Annotated in this window: 16 protein-coding genes; all 16 read right to left on the minus strand. The window is 67.2% G+C overall.

Translation table 11 applies throughout. The features are described from left to right. Positions 1-250, minus strand: a 250-nt coding sequence (locus C2142_RS39815; protein ID WP_241002585.1) for an ABC transporter ATP-binding protein, incomplete at its 3' end; no start/stop codon positions are given. Further along, on the minus strand, positions 243-1,334 hold the full coding sequence (locus C2142_RS14785) for an ABC transporter ATP-binding protein (protein WP_148643068.1): 1,092 nt from the start codon (positions 1,332-1,334) through the stop codon (positions 243-245). The genes C2142_RS39815 and C2142_RS14785, both read right to left, overlap by 8 nt. Positions 1,335-1,349: 15 nt before the next feature. Then, the gene (locus tag C2142_RS14790; protein WP_148643069.1) at positions 1,350-2,357 is read right to left on the minus strand and encodes an ABC transporter permease; all 1,008 of its coding nucleotides are present in this window, start codon (positions 2,355-2,357) and stop codon (positions 1,350-1,352) included. Further along, positions 2,350-3,294, minus strand: coding sequence for an ABC transporter permease (locus tag C2142_RS14795; RefSeq protein ID WP_148643070.1), 945 nt, complete (start codon positions 3,292-3,294; stop codon positions 2,350-2,352). Before C2142_RS14795 ends, C2142_RS14790 begins: the two co-directional genes overlap by 8 nt. Positions 3,295-3,387: 93 nt before the next feature. Beyond that, the gene (locus C2142_RS14800) at positions 3,388-5,031 is read right to left on the minus strand and encodes an ABC transporter substrate-binding protein (RefSeq protein WP_148643071.1); all 1,644 of its coding nucleotides are present in this window, start codon (positions 5,029-5,031) and stop codon (positions 3,388-3,390) included. Positions 5,032-5,441: 410 nt separating this feature from the next. After that, positions 5,442-6,692, minus strand: coding sequence for a dipeptide ABC transporter ATP-binding protein (locus C2142_RS14805; protein ID WP_241002586.1), 1,251 nt, complete (start codon positions 6,690-6,692; stop codon positions 5,442-5,444). Next, positions 6,682-7,734, minus strand: coding sequence for an ABC transporter ATP-binding protein (locus C2142_RS14810; RefSeq protein WP_148643072.1), 1,053 nt, complete (start codon positions 7,732-7,734; stop codon positions 6,682-6,684). Before C2142_RS14810 ends, C2142_RS14805 begins: the two co-directional genes overlap by 11 nt. Positions 7,735-7,749: 15 nt before the next feature. Then, positions 7,750-8,664 carry an ABC transporter permease gene (locus C2142_RS14815; protein ID WP_241003199.1) on the minus strand — a complete coding sequence of 305 codons (915 nt, stop codon included), beginning with the start codon at positions 8,662-8,664 and terminating at the stop codon, positions 7,750-7,752. A gap of 76 nt (positions 8,665-8,740) precedes the next feature. After that, positions 8,741-9,667, minus strand: coding sequence for an ABC transporter permease (locus C2142_RS14820; RefSeq protein WP_148643074.1), 927 nt, complete (start codon positions 9,665-9,667; stop codon positions 8,741-8,743). Between the two features lie 147 nt (positions 9,668-9,814). After that, positions 9,815-11,434 carry an ABC transporter substrate-binding protein gene (locus C2142_RS14825; RefSeq protein WP_148643075.1) on the minus strand — a complete coding sequence of 540 codons (1,620 nt, stop codon included), beginning with the start codon at positions 11,432-11,434 and terminating at the stop codon, positions 9,815-9,817. Between the two features lie 188 nt (positions 11,435-11,622). Further along, positions 11,623-12,642, minus strand: coding sequence for a dipeptide ABC transporter ATP-binding protein (locus C2142_RS14830; RefSeq protein WP_148643076.1), 1,020 nt, complete (start codon positions 12,640-12,642; stop codon positions 11,623-11,625). Next, positions 12,635-13,684, minus strand: a complete 1,050-nt coding sequence (locus C2142_RS14835) for an ABC transporter ATP-binding protein (protein WP_148643077.1) — start codon at positions 13,682-13,684, stop codon at positions 12,635-12,637. Before C2142_RS14835 ends, C2142_RS14830 begins: the two co-directional genes overlap by 8 nt. Before the next feature lie 19 nt (positions 13,685-13,703). After that, a complete protein-coding gene (locus C2142_RS14840) occupies positions 13,704-14,645 on the minus strand; it encodes an ABC transporter permease (protein WP_148643078.1) in 942 nt (313 codons plus the stop codon). Continuing rightward, on the minus strand, positions 14,638-15,582 hold the full coding sequence (locus C2142_RS14845; RefSeq protein ID WP_148643079.1) for an ABC transporter permease: 945 nt from the start codon (positions 15,580-15,582) through the stop codon (positions 14,638-14,640). The genes C2142_RS14840 and C2142_RS14845 overlap by 8 nt, the downstream gene beginning before the upstream one ends. Positions 15,583-15,671: 89 nt before the next feature. Further along, complete coding sequence (locus C2142_RS14850; RefSeq protein WP_148643080.1) at positions 15,672-17,306, minus strand: ABC transporter substrate-binding protein; 1,635 nt, start codon at positions 17,304-17,306, stop codon at positions 15,672-15,674. 430 nt (positions 17,307-17,736) lie between these two features. Beyond that, positions 17,737-19,605 (minus strand): translational GTPase TypA, encoded by a 1,869-nt coding sequence (gene typA, locus C2142_RS14855; protein WP_148643081.1) that lies wholly within the window; start codon positions 19,603-19,605, stop codon positions 17,737-17,739. Positions 19,606-19,719 lie beyond the last annotated feature (114 nt).

The following is a 19,719-nucleotide window of genomic DNA, read 5'->3' on the forward strand; positions in this document are numbered from 1 at the left end:
GCCGGGTGATGTCCTCGCCCTTGAACCGGACCTCGCCGGCGGTCGCCCGCTCCAGGTTCATCAGCACCTTGGCCAGCGTGGACTTGCCACAGCCGGACTCGCCGACGACGCCGAGCGTCTCGCCCTTCTCCAGGCCGAAGGAGACGCCGTCCACCGCCTTCACCGCGCCGACCTGCCTCTTGAAGACGATCCCCTGGGTCAGCGGGTAGTACTTGACCAGGTCCCGGACCTCCAGGATGGGCTCAGCCATGGAGGGTCTCCTTCCAGAAGTGGCAGGCGCTGCGGCGGCCCGGCAGGTCGGCCCCGTCGGCGTCCAGCACCGGTACCAGCCGCGGGAGTTCGGTGCGGCAGCGGTCCGCCGCCCGGTCGCAGCGGGGGTTGAACGCGCAGCCGTCGGGGATCCGCAGCAGGCTCGGCGGCAGACCCTGGATGGCGTAGAGGTTCTGGCCCTTCTGGTCCAGCCGAGGGATCGAGTTGAGCAGGCCGCGGGTGTACGGGTGGGCGGGCCGCGCGTACAGCTCGTGCACCGGCGCCGTCTCGACGATCCGGCCCGCGTACATCACGGCGATCTTGTCCGCGACGTCGGCGACCACGCCGAGGTCGTGGGTGATCAGGATCAGGCCCATGTTGAACTCGGCCTGGAGCCCGGCCAGCAGGTCCATCACCTGGGCCTGCACGGTGACGTCCAGGGCGGTGGTGGGCTCGTCCGCGATGATCAGGTCCGGCTCCAGCGCCAGCGCCATCGCGATCATGATGCGCTGGCGCATGCCGCCCGAGAACTGGTGCGGGTAGTCGCCCACGCGCTGCTTGGCGGCCGGGATGCGCACCCTCTCCATCAGCTCGACGGCCTTCTCCTTCGCCTCCTTCCGCGAGGCGCCCTGGTGCACCCGGAACATCTCGCCGAGCTGGTAGCCCACGCTGAGCACCGGGTTGAGCGAGGAGAGCGCGTCCTGGAAGATCATCGCGATCTTCCGCCCGCGCACCGCCCGGCGCTCCTTGGGGCTCATGGTGAGCAGGTCCTCGCCGCGGAACCGGATCGAGCCGGCGGTGATCCTCCCGGGCGGCATGTCCAGAATGCCCATGATCGCCTGCGCGGTCACCGACTTGCCCGAACCGGACTCGCCGAGCACCGCGAGCGTCTCCCCGGCCGACACCGCGTAGCTCACGCCGTTGACGGCCCTGGCCACGCCGTCCCGGGTGTGGAACTCGATGTGCAGGTCGTCGACCTCCAGCAGCGGGGTGCCGGGCACCAGGCTCTCCCTGCCGCCGCCGGTCACCTCCACCGTGTTCCGGCGCGGTACCGCGTCCTTCGACAGCCTCGTCGTGTCACTCATCGTCCGTGGCCCTCCTCAGCGCAGCTTCGGGTCGAGGGCGTCGCGGACCGCGTCGCCGAGCATGATGAACGCCAGCACGGTGATGCTCAGCACGGCGGCCGGGAAGAGCAGCACATGGGGGGCGGTCAGGAAGCGGGACTGCGCGTCGCTGATCATCAGGCCCCAGGAGATCGCCGGGGACTGGATGCCGATGCCGAGGTACGAGAGCGCGGCCTCGGCACCGATGTAGACGCCCAGGTTGATCGTCGAGACCACGATGACCGGGGCGACCGCGTTCGGCAGGATGTGCCGGGTGACGATCCGTCCGGTGCCGGCGCCGAGCGCCTTGGCCGCGACCACGTAGTCGTTGTGCTTGTTGGAGATCACCGCCGAGCGCATCAGCCGGTAGATCTGCGGCCAGCCGAGCACGGCCATCACGGCGGACACCGTCCAGGCGTTGCCCTTGCCCCAGGTGGACATGATCAGCATGCCGCCGAGCAGCAGCGGGATGGCGAAGAAGATCTCGGTGAGCCGGGAGAGCGTGCTGTCCCAGAGCCCGCCGGTCCAGCCCGCCCAGAGACCGAGCGCACCGCCGACCGCGACCACCAGGGTCGTGGTCAGGATGCCGACGATGATCGAGTTGCGGGCGCCCCAGATCGTGCGGGTGTAGATGTCGCAGCCCTGGACGTCGAAGCCGAACCAGTGGTCCGCGCTGGGCCGCTTCAGCGAGTCGGCCAGGTTGCAGAAGCCCCCGGCCCTCGGGTCGGCGTCGGTGAACAGCTGCGGGGCGACGGCCAGCGCCACCATGAACAGCACCAGGAACCCGCCGATCAGGAACAGCGGGTTGCGCCGCAGGTCGTACCAGGCGTCGGTCCAGAGGCTGGCGACCCGTTCGCCGCCCTTGCCGTCCTTCCCGTCCTTCCCGTCCTTCCCGTCCTTGGTGACCGTGGCGGCCTCGGCGGCCGGCCCGCCCGCGGCCGACCCGGAGCCGGGCTGCCCCGGGATCGCCGCCCTCGTGTTCTCGCTCTTCGTCGGCTCACTCATAGCGGATCCTCGGGTCCAGGACGGCGTACATCAGGTCGACCACCAGGTTGGCGAGCAGGTACACCAGCACCAGGGCACTCACGATGCCCACCACGATGGTGCGTTCGCGCAGGTAGACGGACTGGAAGAGCTGGTGCCCGACCCCGGGGATGTTGAAGATGCCCTCGGTGATCACCGCCCCGCCCATCAGCCCGCCGAGGTCCATGCCGAGGAAGGTGACGATCGGGATCAGCGCGTTGCGCAGCCCGTGCCGGACCACCACCCGCAGCGGTGAGAGCCCCTTGGCGACCGCCGTCCGGACGTAGTCCGCCCGCATCACCTCGATCAGGCTGGTCCGGGTGAGCCGGGCGACGTACGCCAGCGAGGTGGAGGCGAGGACGTAGGCCGGCAGCAGATAGGACCGGAAGCCCGCGTCCTCGTTGAACGAGACCGGGAAGAAGTCGATGCCGTAGTCGGTGTTGAGCTTCACCCCGAGGATCAGCTGGAGCACGAAGCCGATCACGAAGACCGGGATCGAGATGACCATCAGGGTCGAGATCAGCACCACGTTGTCGATGAACCTGCCGCGCCGCAGGGCGGCGACCACACCCGCGGTGACGCCCACCGCCATCTCGATCACCAGGGCGGTGACCGCCAGGTTGATGGTGTAGGGGAAGGCGGTCTTCATGACGTCCACGACCTGGTTGCCGCGGTAGTCCTCACCGAAGTCGCCCTTGAACAGACCGACCAGGTAGTCCCAGTACTGGACGAAGAACGGGTCGTCCAGGTGGTAGCGGTCGCGCAGGACCGCCACGACGGCAGGGTCCTGCCGCTTCTCACCGGCCAGTGCCGTGATGGGATCGCCAGGCAGCAGGAAGACCAGTGCGTAGATCAGGAACGTCGCGCCGAGAATCACCGGTATGGCCTGGATGATCCGGCGGACCACATAGCGGCCCATGCGGCCTCCTCGTGGCTCGGGGCACGCCGCTGCCGGGCGGCGCGGGGATCACCCGCGCCACCCGTCAGGTCGTGCCGGTCGGCTGGGTCGCGGTCAGGCCAGTTCGACGTTGGCGAGGTCGATGCGGTTCTGGGCGTCGATGATCACGTTCTTCACGGCCTTGGTGTAGGCGCCGGAGGTCATGTACGTGTACACCGGGATGTACGGCAGTTCCTTGATCAGGATGTCGTCGGCCTGCTGGTAGAGCTTGATGCCCTCGGTGTCGCTCTTCGCGCTGTCGGCCTTGGCCAGCAGGGCCTCGAAGTCCTCGTTGACGTAGCCGCCGTAGTTGGAGCCGTTGTCGATCGCGATCTTGGAGAAGATCGGCCGCAGGTAGTTCTCGATCGACGGGTAGTCCATCTGCCAGGCCATCCGGAAGGCGCCGGAGTACTTGTGGTCGCCCAGCGCGGTGAGGATCGCGCCGAACTTCTCGAACGGCTTGAAGGTGACCTCGATGCCGAGGTTGTTCTTCAGCTGGTTGCCGACCGCCTCGATCCACTCCTTGTGGCCGCCGTCCGCGTTGTAGCCGATCTCCAGGGTGTTCCCGGGCAGACCGCCGGCCTGGGTGAAGAGCTCCTTCGCCTTCGCCGGGTTGTACTTGGCCGCGTCGCCGAGCGCGCCCTGCCGGTAGCCCGGAATGATCGGGCTGATGAAGTCGTCGGCGGGCTTGCGGGTGCCCGAGAAGATGGTCTTGGTGATCGCCTCGCGGTCGATCGCCATCGAGATCGCCTTCCGGAGCTCGGGCTTCCCGAACGCCGGATTGGTCGAGATCGGGAAGCCGATGTAGCCGACCCCGGATTCCGGCTTGTAGATGTAGCGGTCACCGAACTCCTGGGCGACCGTCGACATCGCCGAGATCGGGAGCTTGTTGGTGATCTGGATGTTGTCCGCGCGCAGGTCGTTGTACGCGGTATCCAGCTTGTCGTAAATCTTGAAGGTGACGGAATCCAGCTTGGCCTTTCCGTCGGCCGCCGGGAAGTTCTCGTACCGCTTCACCTTGATCTGCTTGTTGTGCTCCCACTTGCCGTCCATCTGGAACGGGCCGTTGCCGATCGGCGCGTCCTCGAAGGCCTTCGGGTCGGTGAAGAACGCCTTCGGCAGCGGGTAGAACGCGGTGTAGCCGAGCATGGTCTTGAACTGGGAGAACGGCGCCTTGAGGGTGACCGTGAAGGTCTTGTCGTCGACGACCTTGAGGCCCTTGAGCTTGTCGGTGGCGGGCTTCTTGTCCTTGCCCGGCGCCAGCTCGTCGGAGCCGAGGATCTTGTCGAAGAACGGCAGCCCCTCCTGCGCGTTGTCCTGGTTCGCCCCGTAGTTCCAGGCGTCGACGAAGTTCTGCGCGATGACCTTCTCGCCGTTGTGGAAGGTGTAGCCGTCCTTGAGCTTGATCGTCCAGGTCGTGGCGTCGCTGGTCTCGATGGACTCGGCGGCCCGCAGCTTCGGCGAGTTGTCCTTGTGGTCGTAGTCGACGAGGCCGGCGAAGAGCGCCGAGAGGACCTGGGCCCCCTCGGACTCCGCCGTGTTCTGCGGCACCAGGCCGTGCTGCGGCTCACCCGACTCGATGCTGATCGAGCCGCCCTTCTTGCCCCCGCCGTTCGCCTGGTCCGAGGACTTCTTGTCGCTGCCGGTGCTGCACGCGGAGATCGCAAGCGCGGTGCAGGCCGCCAGCGCGGTCCAACGCATCGTCTTGGTGAGCCTCATTCAACTGCTCCTCGATTTAGGGGCTTACGAACGAACGGCGCCCCGCCACTCGGTGTGCCGGACATGGCGAGGATCGACATCTCAGGGCCGATCCGCACAGTTGGCGAGGTGACCACTGATACGCGCAGAGCAACTATCGATCACCCGACCCCTCCGGCGGAATCCACGTCACATCTCTTTTCAATTACATGCTCAGACCAAGTCGTGACAATGCTCGCCAAATTCCTGCATATCGCGCACGGAGGCCGGTACTCCGGATTCCGGATAACGAACAATATTCTCCGGTATTCGATGCTTTACGGAGCGTAATGATCAAATTCGGTCGGGGAATTCCGCGTTTCCGCAGGACAACGCAAGGGCGCGCCCTCCGATGGGAGGACGCGCCCTGGTTCGGGATCCGGACGACCGTGTCAACCGGTTTCCGGCGGCGGCGGGGCGGACCCCTCACCGTTCTCGCGCTCGGCGGCGCCCGGCCCCTTCTCGCGCTCCGCCGCGCTCTGCCCGCTCTCGCGCTCCGCCGCGCTCTGTTCGTTCTCGCGCTCCGCCGCGCTCTGTTCGTTCTCGCGCTCCGCCGCGCTCTGTTCGTTCTCGCGCTCCGCCGCGAAGTGACACGCCGAGTCGTGCCGGGCGAGCCCGTCCAGCCACACGGGCCCGGCCAGCAGCGGCACCTCCACCGCGCAGCGCTCCTGCGCCTTCCAGCAGCGGGTGCGGAACCGGCAGCCGGACGGCGGGTTGGCCGGCGACGGCACGTCCCCGGTGAGCACGATCCGGTCGCGGCTCTCGCGCGCCGTCGGGTCCGGCACCGGCACCGCGGAGAGCAGCGCCTGGGTGTACGGGTGGGTCGCGTGGTCGTAGATCTCCAGGTCGGTGCCGATCTCGACCAGCTTGCCGAGGTACATCACGCCGACCCGGTCCGAGATGTGCCGGACGATCGAGAGGTCGTGCGCGATGAACATGTACGAGAGGTTGAAATCGCCCTGGAGCTGCTCCAGCAGGTTGATGACCTGCGCCTGGACGGAGACGTCCAGGGCGGAGACCGGCTCGTCACAGATGATGATCTCGGGCTTGAGCGCGAGGCCGCGGGCGATGCCGATGCGCTGGCGCTGGCCGCCGGAGAACTGGTGCGGGTACCGGTTGATGTACTCCGGGTTCAGGCCGACGACGTCCAGGAGGTCCTGGACGGCCTTGCGGCGGTCGCCCTTCGGAGCCACCTCGGGGTGGATCTCGAACGGCTCCCCGATGATGTCGCCGACCGTCATCCGCGGGTTCAGCGAGGTGTACGGGTCCTGGAACACCATCTGGATGTTCCGCCGCACCGCCTTCAGCCCCGCACCGGAGAGGTGGGAGATCTCCTCCCCCTTGTAGCGCACCGACCCGCCGGTGGCCGGCTCCAGGTTCATCAGCACCTTGGCCAGCGTGGACTTGCCGCAGCCGGACTCCCCCACGATGCCGAGCGTCTCGCCCTGGACGAGGTCGAAGGAGACGCCGTCCACCGCCTTCACCGCGCCGACCTGCTTCTTGAAGAGGATGCCCTTGGTGAGCGGGAAGTGCTTGACCAGGTCCCGGACTTCGAGGATCGGCTCGCCCGCCGGCACCTCCTGCGCGAACGTGACCTCCTCCGGCACCACCGGCCCCAGCGCGCTGGCCCCGTTAGCGGTCATGGAGGGTCTCCTTCCAGAAGAAGCAGGCGCTGCCCCGCCCGGCCATCTCCCTGCCGTCGTCCTCGGTGACCGGGAAGAGCTCCGGCACCTGGCCGCGGCAGATCTGCTGGGCCCGCGGGCAGCGCGGGTTGAAGGCACAACCCGGCGGGATCCGCAGCAGGTTGGGCGGCAGGCCCTTGATCGCGTACAGCTCCTGGCCCTTCTGGTCCAGGCGCGGAATGGAGTCCAGCAGGCCGCGGGTGTACGGGTGGGCGGGCCGCGCGTACAGCTCGTGCACGGGCGCCGTCTCGACGATCCGGCCGGCGTACATGACGGCGATCTTGTCGGCGACGTCGGCGACCACGCCGAGGTCGTGGGTGATCAGGATCAGGCCCATGTGGTACTCGGCCTGGAGCTCGGCCAGCAGGTCCATCACCTGGGCCTGGACGGTGACGTCCAGGGCGGTGGTGGGCTCGTCGGCGATGATCAGGTCCGGCTCCAGCGCCAGCGCCATCGCGATCATGATGCGCTGGCGCATGCCGCCCGAGAACTGGTGCGGGTAGTCGTTGACCCGCTGCTTGGCGGCAGGGATGCGGACCCGGTCCATCAGCTCGACGGCCTTGCCCTTGGCCTCCTTGCGCGAGGCGTTGTGGTGGGCGCGGAACATCTCGCCGAGCTGGAACCCCACGGTGAGCACGGGGTTGAGCGAGGAGAGCGCGTCCTGGAAGATCATCGCGATCTTCTGCCCGCGGACCTTCCGCCGCTCCTCCCTCCCCATCTTGAGCATGTCCTGGCCGCGGAACCGGATCTCGCCCCGGGGGATCCGGGCGGGCGGCATGTCCAGGATGCCCATGATCGCCTGCGCGGTCACCGACTTGCCCGAGCCGGACTCGCCGAGCACCGCGAGCGTCTCCCCCGCCCGGACGCTGTAGTTGACCCCGTTGACCGCCCTGGCCACCCCGTCCCGGGTGACGAACTCGACGTGCAGGTCGCGGACGTCCAGCAGCGGCCCCTCGTAGGGCGCCTCCCGGTTCGGCTTGCCGGTGTCGACAGCTGTGGTCACGATGAGTCCCCTCGCTCAGCGAAGCTTCGGGTCGAGGGCGTCGCGGACCGCGTCGCCCAGCATGATGAAGGCCAGCACGGTGATGGAGAGCGCCGCGGCCGGGAAGAAGAGCACGTACGGGGCGGTCCGGATCACCTTCTGCGCGGAGGCGATGTCGATGCCCCAGGAGATGGTCGGGTCCTGCAGCCCGATGCCGAGGAAGCTCAGGGTGGCCTCGGTCGCGATGTAGCCGCCCAGGGCGATGGTGGCGACGACGATCACCGGGGCGAGCGCGTTCGGCAGGATGTGCCGGAACATCAGTCGCCCGGTGCCCGCGCCGAGCGCCCGCCCGGCCACCACGTAGTCGGACTGTTTGACGGTCAGGACGGCACCGCGCATGACGCGCGCGATCTGCGTCCAGCCGAGGACCGCCAGGGCGATGACCACGCTCCACACCGTGCGGGCGGAGAAGGCTCCCAGCAGGACCAGCGCGCCGAGCAGCAGCGGAATGCCGAAGAAGATGTCGATGATGCGGGAGATCACGGCATCCACCGCGCCGCCGAAGTACCCGGCGATCATGCCGGTCAGCCCGCCGAGCACGGTGACCCCCAGGGTCACGAAGATGCCGACGGTGATCGACGCCCGGGCCCCGTAGATCACCCGGGCGTAGATGGACCGGCCCTGGCCGTCGTAGCCGAACCAGCCGGCGCCGAAGAAGTCCGTCCAGTCCGGACGCTTGAGGAAGTCGTGAATCAGGTCGGACTTCCGGGGGTTGGCGTCCGTGAACGCCCAGGGGAAGATCGACATCAGGACCAGGAGCACGATCAGCAGCGCCGAGATCAGGAAGATCGGGCGCCGCCTGAGGTCCCGCCAGGCGTCGCCCCAGAGGCTCCGGGCCTCCTCCCGCTTGGCCGGGTCTCCCTCCACCAGGGTCTCCAGCTCGACCGCCATGCCCTGCTCGCCGGCGAAGTCCAGGTGGTCGACGCCGGGCTTGGGGTGCCGCTCGTACGAGCTCTCGTCGTGCACGTCAGGCATAGCGGATCCTCGGGTCCAGGACCGCGTAGAGCAGGTCGACGATCAGGGAGGCGACCAGGTAGACGATCACCAGGACGGTCACGATGCCGACCACGGTGGGACCCTCCTTCTGGTTGATCGCCCGGTACAGGACGTTGCCGATGCCCTGCACGTTGAAGATCCCCTCGGTCACGATCGCGCCGCCCATGAGCGCGCCGAGGTCGGTGCCCAGGAAGGTGACCACCGGGATCAGCGAGTTGCGCAGCAGGTGCCGGGAGATGATGGTCCGCCGGGGCAGGCCCTTGGCGACCGCGGTGCGCATGTAGTCCGCCCGCAGGTTCTCCCCGATCGACGTCCGGGTGAGCCGGGCAACGAACGCGAGGGAGAGCGAGCCCAGCACGATCGCGGGCAGGATCAGCTGGGAGAGGTCCTTGGAGTTCTGGACGGTCGGAGTGACCCAGCCCAGGTTGGTCGCGAAGATCGTCTGGGCGATGTACGCGAGCACGAACACCGGGATCGAGATCACCACCAGGGTCAGGACCAGCACCAGGGTGTCCTGGATGCTGCCGCGCTTGAGGCCGGAGACCAGGCCCAGCGCCAGCCCCACGATCAGCTCGAAGGCGAAGGCCATCAGGGCCAGCCGGATGGTGACCGGGAAGGCGTCCGCCATGATGGAGGTGACCGACCGGCCGGTGAAGCTCGTCCCGAAGTCGCCCTGGAACAGGTTGCCCATGTAGTGCAGGTACTGCTTCCACAGCGGCTGGTCGAGGTAGTACCGGTGCTTCAGGTTGGCCACCACCGCCGGGTCGGCCGCCTTGTCCCCGAACAGCGCCGCGACCGGGTCGCCCGGCAGCGTGTAGACCATCAGGAAGATCAGGAATGTGGAGCCGAAGAACACCGGGATCATCTGCAGCACCCGCCGCAGCACGTAACTTCCCATCCGAGCCTCCTTCCTAGGTGACTAGGTGACTGGGTGACTGGGTGACTGGGTGACTGGTCGGCCCGTGACCGGGGGCGGCGGGCCGTCGGACCGAGTGCCCGGGCCCCGCCCCCCGTGCGGGGAGGGCGGGGCCGGCACGGGTGACTGTCAGCCCTTGACCTCGACCTGGGTCCAGGCCGGGTTGCCGAAGGAGTCGAACGCCACGTTCTGGACGTTGTTGGAGTAGCCCGAGTTGGTGCGGTAGTACCAGAGCGGGATCGCCGGCATGTCGGTCGCCAGCACGGTCTCGGCCTGCTGGTAGCCGGTCACCGAGGCCTGGACGCTGTCCGCCTGGTCCGCCTGGGTGGACAGCTTGTCGAACTGCGCGCTGCTGTAGCCGAAGTCGTTGGACGCGGCGCCGGTGCGGTAGACGTCGGCGAGGAAGTTGGCGTTCAACGGGTAGTCCTGCACCCAGCCGGTCCGGAACATGCCGTCGATCTGGTGGCCGGTGATCGCCGCACGGGCGGTCTTGAAGTCGGGCTTCGGGTCACCGACGCAGTCCACGCCGGTGCTCTGCCGGATCGAGTTGCAGACCGCGTCGACCCACTCCTTGTGGCCGCCGTCCGCGTTGTAGGTGATGGCCAGCTTGTTGCCCGGGACGCCGCCGCCCTGGGCGATCAGCTGCTTGGCCTTGTCCGGGTTGAACGTGCAGAACTCGCCGCACTGGCCCGCCTTGTACCCCTCGACTCCTTCGGCGACCCAGGCACTGGCGGGCGCGCGCGACCCCTGGAGCACCGTCTTGGTGATGGTGTCGCGGTCGATCGCCATCGAGATGCCCTGACGGACCTGGGCCTTCTCCGGCGCGGCCCAGTCCGCCTGGTACAGCGTGAAGCCGACGTTCTGGATGGCACCCTGCGGGGAGTCGATCGCCCGGTCGCCGAGGTCGTTCTTGTACGTCGCCAGCGCGGACGGCGGCACCTGGTCCATCACGTCCAGGTTGTTGGACTGCAGGTCCGCGTAGGCGGCCTCGGCGGTGCTGTACATCTTGAAGACGACGCCGCCGTTCTTCGGCTTGTCGACGCCCTGGTAGTTCGGGAAGGTCTTGGTGACCACCTGCTGGTTGTGGTCCCAGCTGACGAACTGGTACGGGCCGTTGCCCACCGGCTTCTGCCCGTACCCGGTCGGGTCGCTGAAGAAGGCCTCCGGCAGCGGGGAGAAGGCGATGTACCCGAGCTTGTACTCGAAGTACGAGACCTTGTTCCTCAGCTTGATGGTGAAGTGCGTGTCGTCGGCGACGGTCAGGCCGGACATCTTGGTCGTGGTCGGCTGGCCACTGGCGGGGTGGACGTCCTGGTAGCCCTCGATGTCGGAGAACCAGGAGCTGTTGATCTGGTTGTTGGTGGTGGTCGCGGCCCAGTTCCAGGCGTCCACGAAGTTGTTCGACTTGACCGGCGTGCCGTCGTGGAAGGTCCAGCCGCTCTTCAGCGTGACGTTGAACGTCTGCGAGTCGCTGGTGTTGATGCTGTCCGCGACCTGCATCCGGATCGTGGCGTTGCTGGGGTCGTAGTCCACCAGCCCCTTGAAGAGGTTCTGGATGATGCGACCGCCACCGGTCTCGTTCGCGTTCGCCGGCTGCAACGGGTTCTGCGGCTCACTGCTCTGGTAGCTGAAGGTCTTGCTGCTGTCCGACGAGCTGCCGCCGCCTCCGCTGCTGCTGCACCCACTGGCCACCAGGGCCACGGATGTCGCGCCGGCGAGGACCCATCGAGCACGAGTGGCTGCGGGCATGGAGGTCCCTCCTCAAGGTGTGTGTCGCATCACACCCCATGAGAAGCTCGCCCCGGCGGCGGCGCGAGTCGGGTACCCCCGGACGGGTGCAGCGGACCCCACCAGGAGTTGACGGGACGAGGAGTTGACGGAACGCCGGAAGGGCCCGCGGCGCGACGGCCGCGGGCCCTTCCGGGGAACGCTCGGGATCAGACGGCGGCGGCCGTCTCCCGCACCTCGGCGAAGTGGCACGCCGACTGGTGCTTGGCCGGGCCGCTCAGCACCTCCGGCACCGCCAGCAGCGGGACCTCGGTGGAGCAGCGGTCCTCCGCCTTCCAGCAGCGGGTGCGGAAGCGGCAGCCGGACGGCGGGTTGGCCGGCGAGGGGATGTCGCCGGTCAGGATGATCCGGTCACGGCTCTCGCGCGCCGTCGGGTCCGGCACCGGCACCGCGGAGAGCAGCGCCTGGGTGTACGGGTGCGTGGCGTTGTCGTAGATCTCCTCGTCGGTACCGATCTCGACCATCTTGCCGAGGTACATCACGCCGACGCGGTCGGAGATGTGCCGGACGATGGAGAGGTCGTGCGCGATGAACATGTACGACAGCTCGAACTCGCTCTGCAGCTGGTCGAGCAGGTTGATGACCTGCGCCTGGACGGAGACGTCCAGGGCGGAGACCGGCTCGTCGCAGATGATGATCTCGGGCTTGAGCGCGAGGCCGCGGGCGATGCCGATGCGCTGGCGCTGGCCGCCGGAGAACTGGTGCGGGTACCGGTTGATGTACTCCGGGTTCAGGCCGACGACGTCCAGGAGGTCCTGGACGGCCTTGCGGCGGTCGCCCTTCGGAGCCACCTCGGGGTGGATCTCGAACGGCTCGCCGATGATGTCGCCGACCGTCATGCGCGGGTTCAGCGAGGTGTACGGGTCCTGGAACACCATCTGGATGTTCCGGCGGACGGCCTTGAGGGCCGCGCCGGACAGCTTGGAGATGTCCTCGCCCTTGAACAGGACCTGGCCGGAGGTGGCCCGCTCCAGGTTCATCAGCACCTTGGCCAGCGTGGACTTGCCACAGCCGGACTCGCCGACGATGCCGAGCGTCTCGCCCTTCATCAGGTCGAACGAGATGCCGTCGACCGCCTTGACCGCGCCGACCTGCTTCTTGAAGAGGATGCCCTGGGTCAGCGGGTAGTGCTTGACCAGGTCCTTGACCTCCAGGATGGGCTCAGCCATGGAGGGTCTCCTTCCAGAGGTGGCACGCGCTGCGGCGGCCGGTGAGCTCCTTGCCGTCCTTGTCGGACACCTGGTGCAGCTTCGGGATCTCCGTGCGGCACAGGTCGGTGGCGACGTCACAGCGGGGGTTGAACGCGCAGCCGGCCGGAACCTTCAGCAGGTTCGGGGGCAGGCCCTTGATCGCGTACAGCTCCTGGCCCTTCTGGTCCAGGCGCGGGATGGAGCGGAGCAGGCCCTTGGTGTAGGGGTGCGCCGGGTTGGCGTACAGGTCGCGCACCGGGGCGGTCTCGACGATCCGGCCCGCGTACATGACGGCGATCTTGTCCGCGACGTCGGCGACCACGCCGAGGTCGTGGGTGATCAGGATCAGGCCCATGTTGTACTCGGCCTGGAGCTCGGCGAGCAGGTCCATCACCTGGGCCTGGACGGTGACGTCCAGGGCGGTGGTGGGCTCGTCTGCGATGATCAGGTCGGGCTCCATGGAGAGCGCCATGGCGATCATGATGCGCTGACGCATGCCGCCGGAGAACTGGTGCGGGTAGTCACCCACGCGCTGCTTGGCGGCGGGGATGCGCACCCGCTCCATCAGCTCGATGGCCTTCTCCCGCGCCTCCTTCTTGGAGGCGCCGCGGTGCACCCGGAACATCTCGCCGAGCTGGGCACCGACGGTCATCACCGGGTTCAGCGAGGAGAGCGCGTCCTGGAAGATCATCGCGATCTTCTGGCCGCGGATCTGCCGGCGCTCCTCCTCCTTCATCGCGAGCATGTCCTGCCCGCGGAAGAGGATCTGGCCCTGGCTGATCTTGCCGGGGGGCATGTCGAGGATGCCCATGATGGTCTGGGCGGTCACCGACTTGCCGGAGCCGGACTCGCCGAGCACCGCCAGGGTCTCACCGGCGGACACGGAGTAGTTGACGCCGTTCACGGCCTTGGCGACGCCGTCCCGGGTGTGGAACTCCACGTGGAGGTCCTTGACCTCCAGCAGCGGGGTGCCAACCTCAAGGCGGCCGCTCTTCTGGTTCTTCTCGATCACGGTGGTCATCGGGTCGTCACCTCTTCTCTCAGCGGAGCTTCGGGTCGAGGGCGTCGCGGACCGCGTCGCCGAGCATGATGAAGGCCAGCACGGTGACGCTCAGCGCGGCCGACGGGAAGAGCAGGACGTGCGGGGCCGCCAGGAAGCGGACCGACGCGTCGCTGATCATCAGGCCCCAGGAGATCTCCGGGGACTGCACGCCGATGCCGAGGTAGGACAGCGCCGCCTCGGCGCCGATGTAGACGCCCAGGCTGATCGCGGAGATCACGATGACCGGGGCGATGGCGTTCGGCACGATGTGCCGGAAGGTGATCCGGCTGCTGCTGGCACCCAGCGCACGGGCCGCCATCACGTAGTCGTTGTGCTTGTTGGACAGCACCGAGGCCCGCATGATGCGGAAGATCTGCGGCCAGCCGAGGATGGCCATCACCAGCGAGACGGTGTAGGCGTTGCCCTTGCCGAGCATCGACATGATCAGCATGCCGCCGAGGAGCAGCGGGATGGAGAAGAAGATCTCGGTGAAGCGCGACAGGATGCTGTCGACGATGCCGCCCTTCCAGCCGGCCAGCAGGCCGAGGAGGGAGCCGGCGACGGTGACCAGCAGCGTGGTCAGGACACCGACGATGATCGAGTTGCGCGCACCCCACACCGTGCGGGTGTAGACGTCGCAGCCCTGCACGTCGTAGCCGAACCAGTGCTCGGCGCTCGGCCGCTTCAGGGAGTTCGCGAGGTCGCAGGCGCCGCCGTCGAACGGGCTGCCGTCGGTGAACCACCCGGGCACCGCGGAGATGACCAGGAGGAAGAACACCAGCACGGCGCCGATGATGAAGACCGGGTTGCGGCGCAGGTCGCCCAGCGCGTCCGACCAGAGACTGGCGACGCGCTCCGGCTTCTGCGTCTTCGCCGGGTCGGCCTTCGGGCTGTTGTCCTCGGGCTGGGCCTCGGGGCCCTTGGTGATCGTCTCACTCATAGCGGATCCTCGGGTCGAGCACGGCGTACAGCAGGTCCACGAGCAGGGTGGTGATGAGGTAGATCATCACCAGCAGGGTGACCATGCCGACGATCACCGTGCCCTGCTTCTGGTACACGGACTGGGCGAGCAGGCCACCGATGCCGTGCATGTTGAAGATCTTCTCGGTGATGACCGCACCACCCATCAGACCGCCCAGGTCGGCACCGAGGAAGGTGACGATCGGGATCAGCGCGTTGCGCAGCGCGTGACGGCCGATCACCCGACGGCGCTTCAGGCCCTTGGCGACCGCGGTGCGGACGTAGTCCGCGCGCATGGTCTCCATCAGGCTGGTGCGGGTCAGACGGGCGACGTACGCCAGCGAGGTGGACGCCAGGACGAAGGCCGGCAGCAGGTACGCCCGCAGTCCGTCCTCCTCGTTGAAGGAGACCGGGAAGAAGTCGATGCCGTAGTCGTTCTTCAGCTTCACGCCCAGCACCAGCTGGAGGATGAAGCCGGTGACGAAGACCGGGATCGAGATCACGAACAGCGTGCTGATGAGCACCAGCTGGTCGATGAACTTGCCCTTGCGCAGGGCCGCCATGACACCCGCCAGCACGCCCATGACCGCTTCCATGATGAAGGCGACCAGGGCGAGGTTGACGGTGTACGGGAACGCCTCACTGATCATGTCGGTCACAGCGCGACCGGTCAGGCTTTCACCGAGATCCCCCTGGAAGACCCCCGAGATGTAGTTCCAGTACTGGACCAGGAAGGGGTCGTTCAGGTGGTACTTCTGGCGGATCATGTCCGCCACGATCGGGTCGGCTCGCTTCTCGCCGGCCAACGCCTGCACCGGGTCACCGGGCAGGTAGTGGACCAACGCATAGATCAGCAGCGTCGCACCGAGCAGGACAGGGATCGCCTGTATCAGTCGGCGGATGACATAGCGGCCCATCAGACCTCCACACTTTCGGACAAGGAAGGGAGGCGGGAGGACTCGGACTGTGGTCCGGTCCTCCCGCCCCCGTTCGTCTGACTACCGGATCAGCCGGCGAGCTCGACGTCGGCCAGGTTCATGCGACCCTGAGCGTCGGTGTCGAAGTTCTTGATCTTCTTGCTGTACGCCGCGGAGGACATGTAGGTGTACACCGGGATGTACGGCAGGTCCTGGACCAGGATGTCGTCGGCCTGCTGGTACAGCTTCAGGGCCTCGTCATCGGTCTTGGCCTGGTCGGCCTGGTCCAGCAGCGCCTCGAACTTGTCGTTGACGTAACCGCCGTAGTTCGAGCCGTTCTCGATCGCGACCTTGGAGAAGATCGGGCGCAGGTAGTCCTCGATCGACGGGTAGTCCATCGACCAAGCCATGCGGAAGGCACCCTGGTACTGCTTCGCGCCCAGCGCGTCCAGGATCTTGCCGAACTTCTCGAACGGCTTGAAGGTGACCTCGACGCCGAGGTTCTTCTTCAGCTGGTTGCCGACGGCCTCGACCCACTCCTTGTGGCCGCCGTCGGCGTTGTAGCCCAGCTCGATGGTGTTGTTCGGGACACCGCCGGCGGTGGTCCACAGCTCCTTGGCCTTGGCCGGGTCGTACTTCGCCGCGTCGCCCATGGCGCCCTTGCGGTAGCCCGGGATCAGCGGGTTGACGAAGTCGTCGGCCGGGACGCGGGTGCCCGAGAAGATGGTCTTGGTGATCGCCTCGCGGTCGATCGCCATCGAGATCGCCTTGCGGATCTCCGGCTTGCCGTAGGCGGCCGGGTTGCTGGCGATCGGGAAGCCGATGTAGCCGACGCCGGACTCCGGCTTGTAGATGTAGCGGTCGCCGAACTCGCTCTTGACGGTCGCCAGGGCCGAGATCGGGAGCTTGTCGGTGGCCTGGATGTTGTCGGCGCGCAGGTCGTTGTACGCGGTGTCCAGGTTGTCGTAGATCTTGAAGGTGACGCCCTGGAGCTTCGCCTTGCCGTCCGAGGCCGGGAAGTTCTCGTAGCGCTTGACCTTGATCTGCTTGTTGTGCTCCCAGCTGCCGTCCATCTCGAACGGGCCGTTGCCGATCGGCTTGTCGCCGAAGGCCTTCGGGTCGGCGTAGAACGCCTCCGGCAGCGGGTAGAACGGGTTGTACCCGAGCATGGTCTTGAACTGCGAGAACGGCGCCGACAGGGTGACGGTGAAGGTCTTGTCGTCGACGACCTTCAGGCCCTTGAGCTCGGTGGCGGTGGGCTTCTTGTCCTTGCCCGGGGCCAGCTCGTCGGAGCCCTCGATCTTCGCGAAGAAGGGCAGGCCCTCGGCGGCGTTGTCCTGGTTGGCGCCCCAGTTCCACGCCTTGACGAAGGACTTGGCGGTGACCTTCTCGCCGTTGTGGAAGGTGTAGCCGTCCTTCAGCTTGATCGTCCAGACCTTGCTGTCGGCGGTCTCGATCGACTCGGCCACGCGCAGGGTCGGGGCGTTGGTCTTGAAGTCGTAGTCGACCAGGCCGGCGAAGAGGGCGTTCTCGACCTCGGTACCCTCCGACTCCGCGGTGTTCTGCGGAACCAGACCGTGCTGCGGCTCACCGAGCTGGACGGCGATGCTGCCACCGCCAGAAGAAGCCTTGTCTTCGCTCTTCGAGCTGGTGCTGCAAGCGGTAGCCGCGAGGGCGATAGCGGTCGCCGCGACGATCCACTTGGTCTGGGTTGCACCGCGCATGGGGGATGCCTCCTGAAATCGACTTTCCAACGAGGAGAGCACCGCGGGCGGCTGACGCCGCTTCCGTTGTGCCGTCCGCGCTCGTGGTTTCGGCGCGCACCCCTGCGCGTTAACCCTTGACCCGAGCCTGACTGCACCCACTATGTGTCACGCACGGACACGAAAGTGACCACTGCCGATCTCAATTAGGTCACATGAACGGTCGGTAAGTTTCGAAAATCGGACATATGAGGCATACCCAGACAGGCATTAAACGGACAGTCGTCATGAATGACGGACTGTCACGTTCGCTCAGCGGACACCCTGCCGTGGTAAGCGCTATTCCGTTTATACGCGCGTCGACAACTTGGAGTAGTTGAAAAAGTTCGCCCCCCTCTCCACTGGAAAGGGGGGCGAACGATTCAAGCCAAAGGCTGTTTAAACCCGGGCGTCAGGCCTTCTTCGCGCGCGAAGCCGAACGCCCGCGCTCCTTCTGGTCCAGGACGACCTTGCGGATACGCACGGTCTCCGGGGTCACCTCGATGCACTCGTCCTCGCGGCAGAACTCCAGCGACTGCTCCAGCGAGAGCTTGCGCGGCGGCACCAGGTTCTCGGTGGTGTCGGAGGAAGCGGCACGCATGTTGGTGAGCTTCTTCTCCTTGGTGATGTTGATGTCCATGTCGTCCTGGCGCGAGTTCTCGCCGACGATCATGCCCTCGTACACCTCGGTGGTGGGCTCGACGAAGAGCGTGCCGCGCTCCTGGATGCCCATCATCGCGAACGGCGTCACGACGCCCGCGCGGTCCGCCACCAGCGAACCGTTGTTGCGCATCCGCAGCTCGCCGAACCACGGCTCGTGGCCCTCGAAGATGCTGTGCGCGATGCCGGTGCCACGGGTGTCGGTCAGGAACTGGGTCCGGAAGCCGATCAGGCCGCGCGACGGGACGATGAACTCCATGCGGACCCAGCCGGAGCCGTGGTTCGTCATGGTCTCCATGCGGCCCTTGCGGGTCGCCATCAGCTGGGTGATCGCGCCGAGGTACTCCTCGGGGCTGTCGATCGTCATCCGCTCGACCGGCTCGTGGGTCTTGCCGTTGATGACCTTGGTGACGACCTGCGGCTTGCCGACGGTCAGCTCGAACAGCTCCCGGCGCATGGTCTCGACCAGGATGGCCAGCGCCAGCTCGCCACGGCCCTGGACCTCCCAGGCGTCCGGACGCTCGGTCGGCAGCACGCGGAGCGAGACGTTACCGATCAGCTCGCGGTCCAGGCGGTCCTTCACCATGCGGGCGGTGACCTTGTGGCCCTTGCCGCCCTTGCCGACCAGCGGCGAGGTGTTGGTGCCGATGACCATCGAGATGGCCGGCTCGTCCACCGTGATGAGCGGCAGCGCGACCGGGTTCTCCAGGTCGGCCAGGGTCTCGCCGATCATGATCTCCGGGATGCCCGCGACGGCGCAGATGTCGCCGGGGCCGGCCACCTCGGCCGGCTTGCGGGTGAGCGCCTCGGTCATCAGCAGCTCGGTGATCTTGACCTGCTGGACCGAGCCGTCCCGCTTCATCCACGCGACCTGCTGGCCCTTGCGCAGCTCGCCCTGCTCGACCCGGCAGAGCGCGATACGGCCGAGGAAGTTGTCGGCGTCCAGGTTGGTGACGTGGGCCTGGAGCGGCGCGTCCTCGTCGTAGGTCGGTGCCGGGACGTGCTCCAGGATGGTGGAGAAGAACGGCTCCAGCGAGTCGCTGTCGGCCGGCACGGTCCCGTTCTCCGGCTTGGTCATCGAGGCGACGCCGTCACGCGCACAGGCGTAGACGATCGGGAACTCGATCTGGTCCTCGGTGGCGTCGAGGTCCAGGAACAGGTCGTAGGTCTCGTTGATGACCTCGTCGATCCGGGAGTCCGGGCGGTCGGTCTTGTTGATGCAGAGGATGACCGGCAGCTTGGCCGTCAGCGCCTTGCGGAGCACGAACCGGGTCTGCGGCAGCGGGCCCTCGGAGGCGTCGACCAGCAGCACGACCGCGTCGACCATCGACAGGCCGCGCTCGACCTCGCCACCGAAGTCGGCGTGGCCGGGGGTGTCGATGATGTTGATCGTGATCGGTGCGCCACCCTCCTTGGGGTGGTACTTGACGGCGGTGTTCTTCGCGAGAATGGTGATGCCCTTCTCGCGCTCCAGGTCGTTGGAGTCCATCATGCGGTCGTCGAGGTGCTGGTGGGCGGCGAAGGCGCCGGCCTGCTTCAGCATGGCGTCGACCAGCGTGGTCTTGCCGTGGTCGACGTGGGCGACGATGGCAACGTTGCGGATGTCATTGCGCGTGGGCATGCGGAGCGGATTCTCCCGGAATCGTGGGTTGCGGCGCCCGGCCGCGAGACGCCGACCGGCGATCCCTGTCGATCGCCGCCGCCCGTTCCGCCTGCTACTACCGGTCCACCCGCC

Source organism: Streptomyces sp. CB01881 (assembly GCF_002953255.1).
GTDB lineage: Bacteria > Actinomycetota > Actinomycetes > Streptomycetales > Streptomycetaceae > Kitasatospora.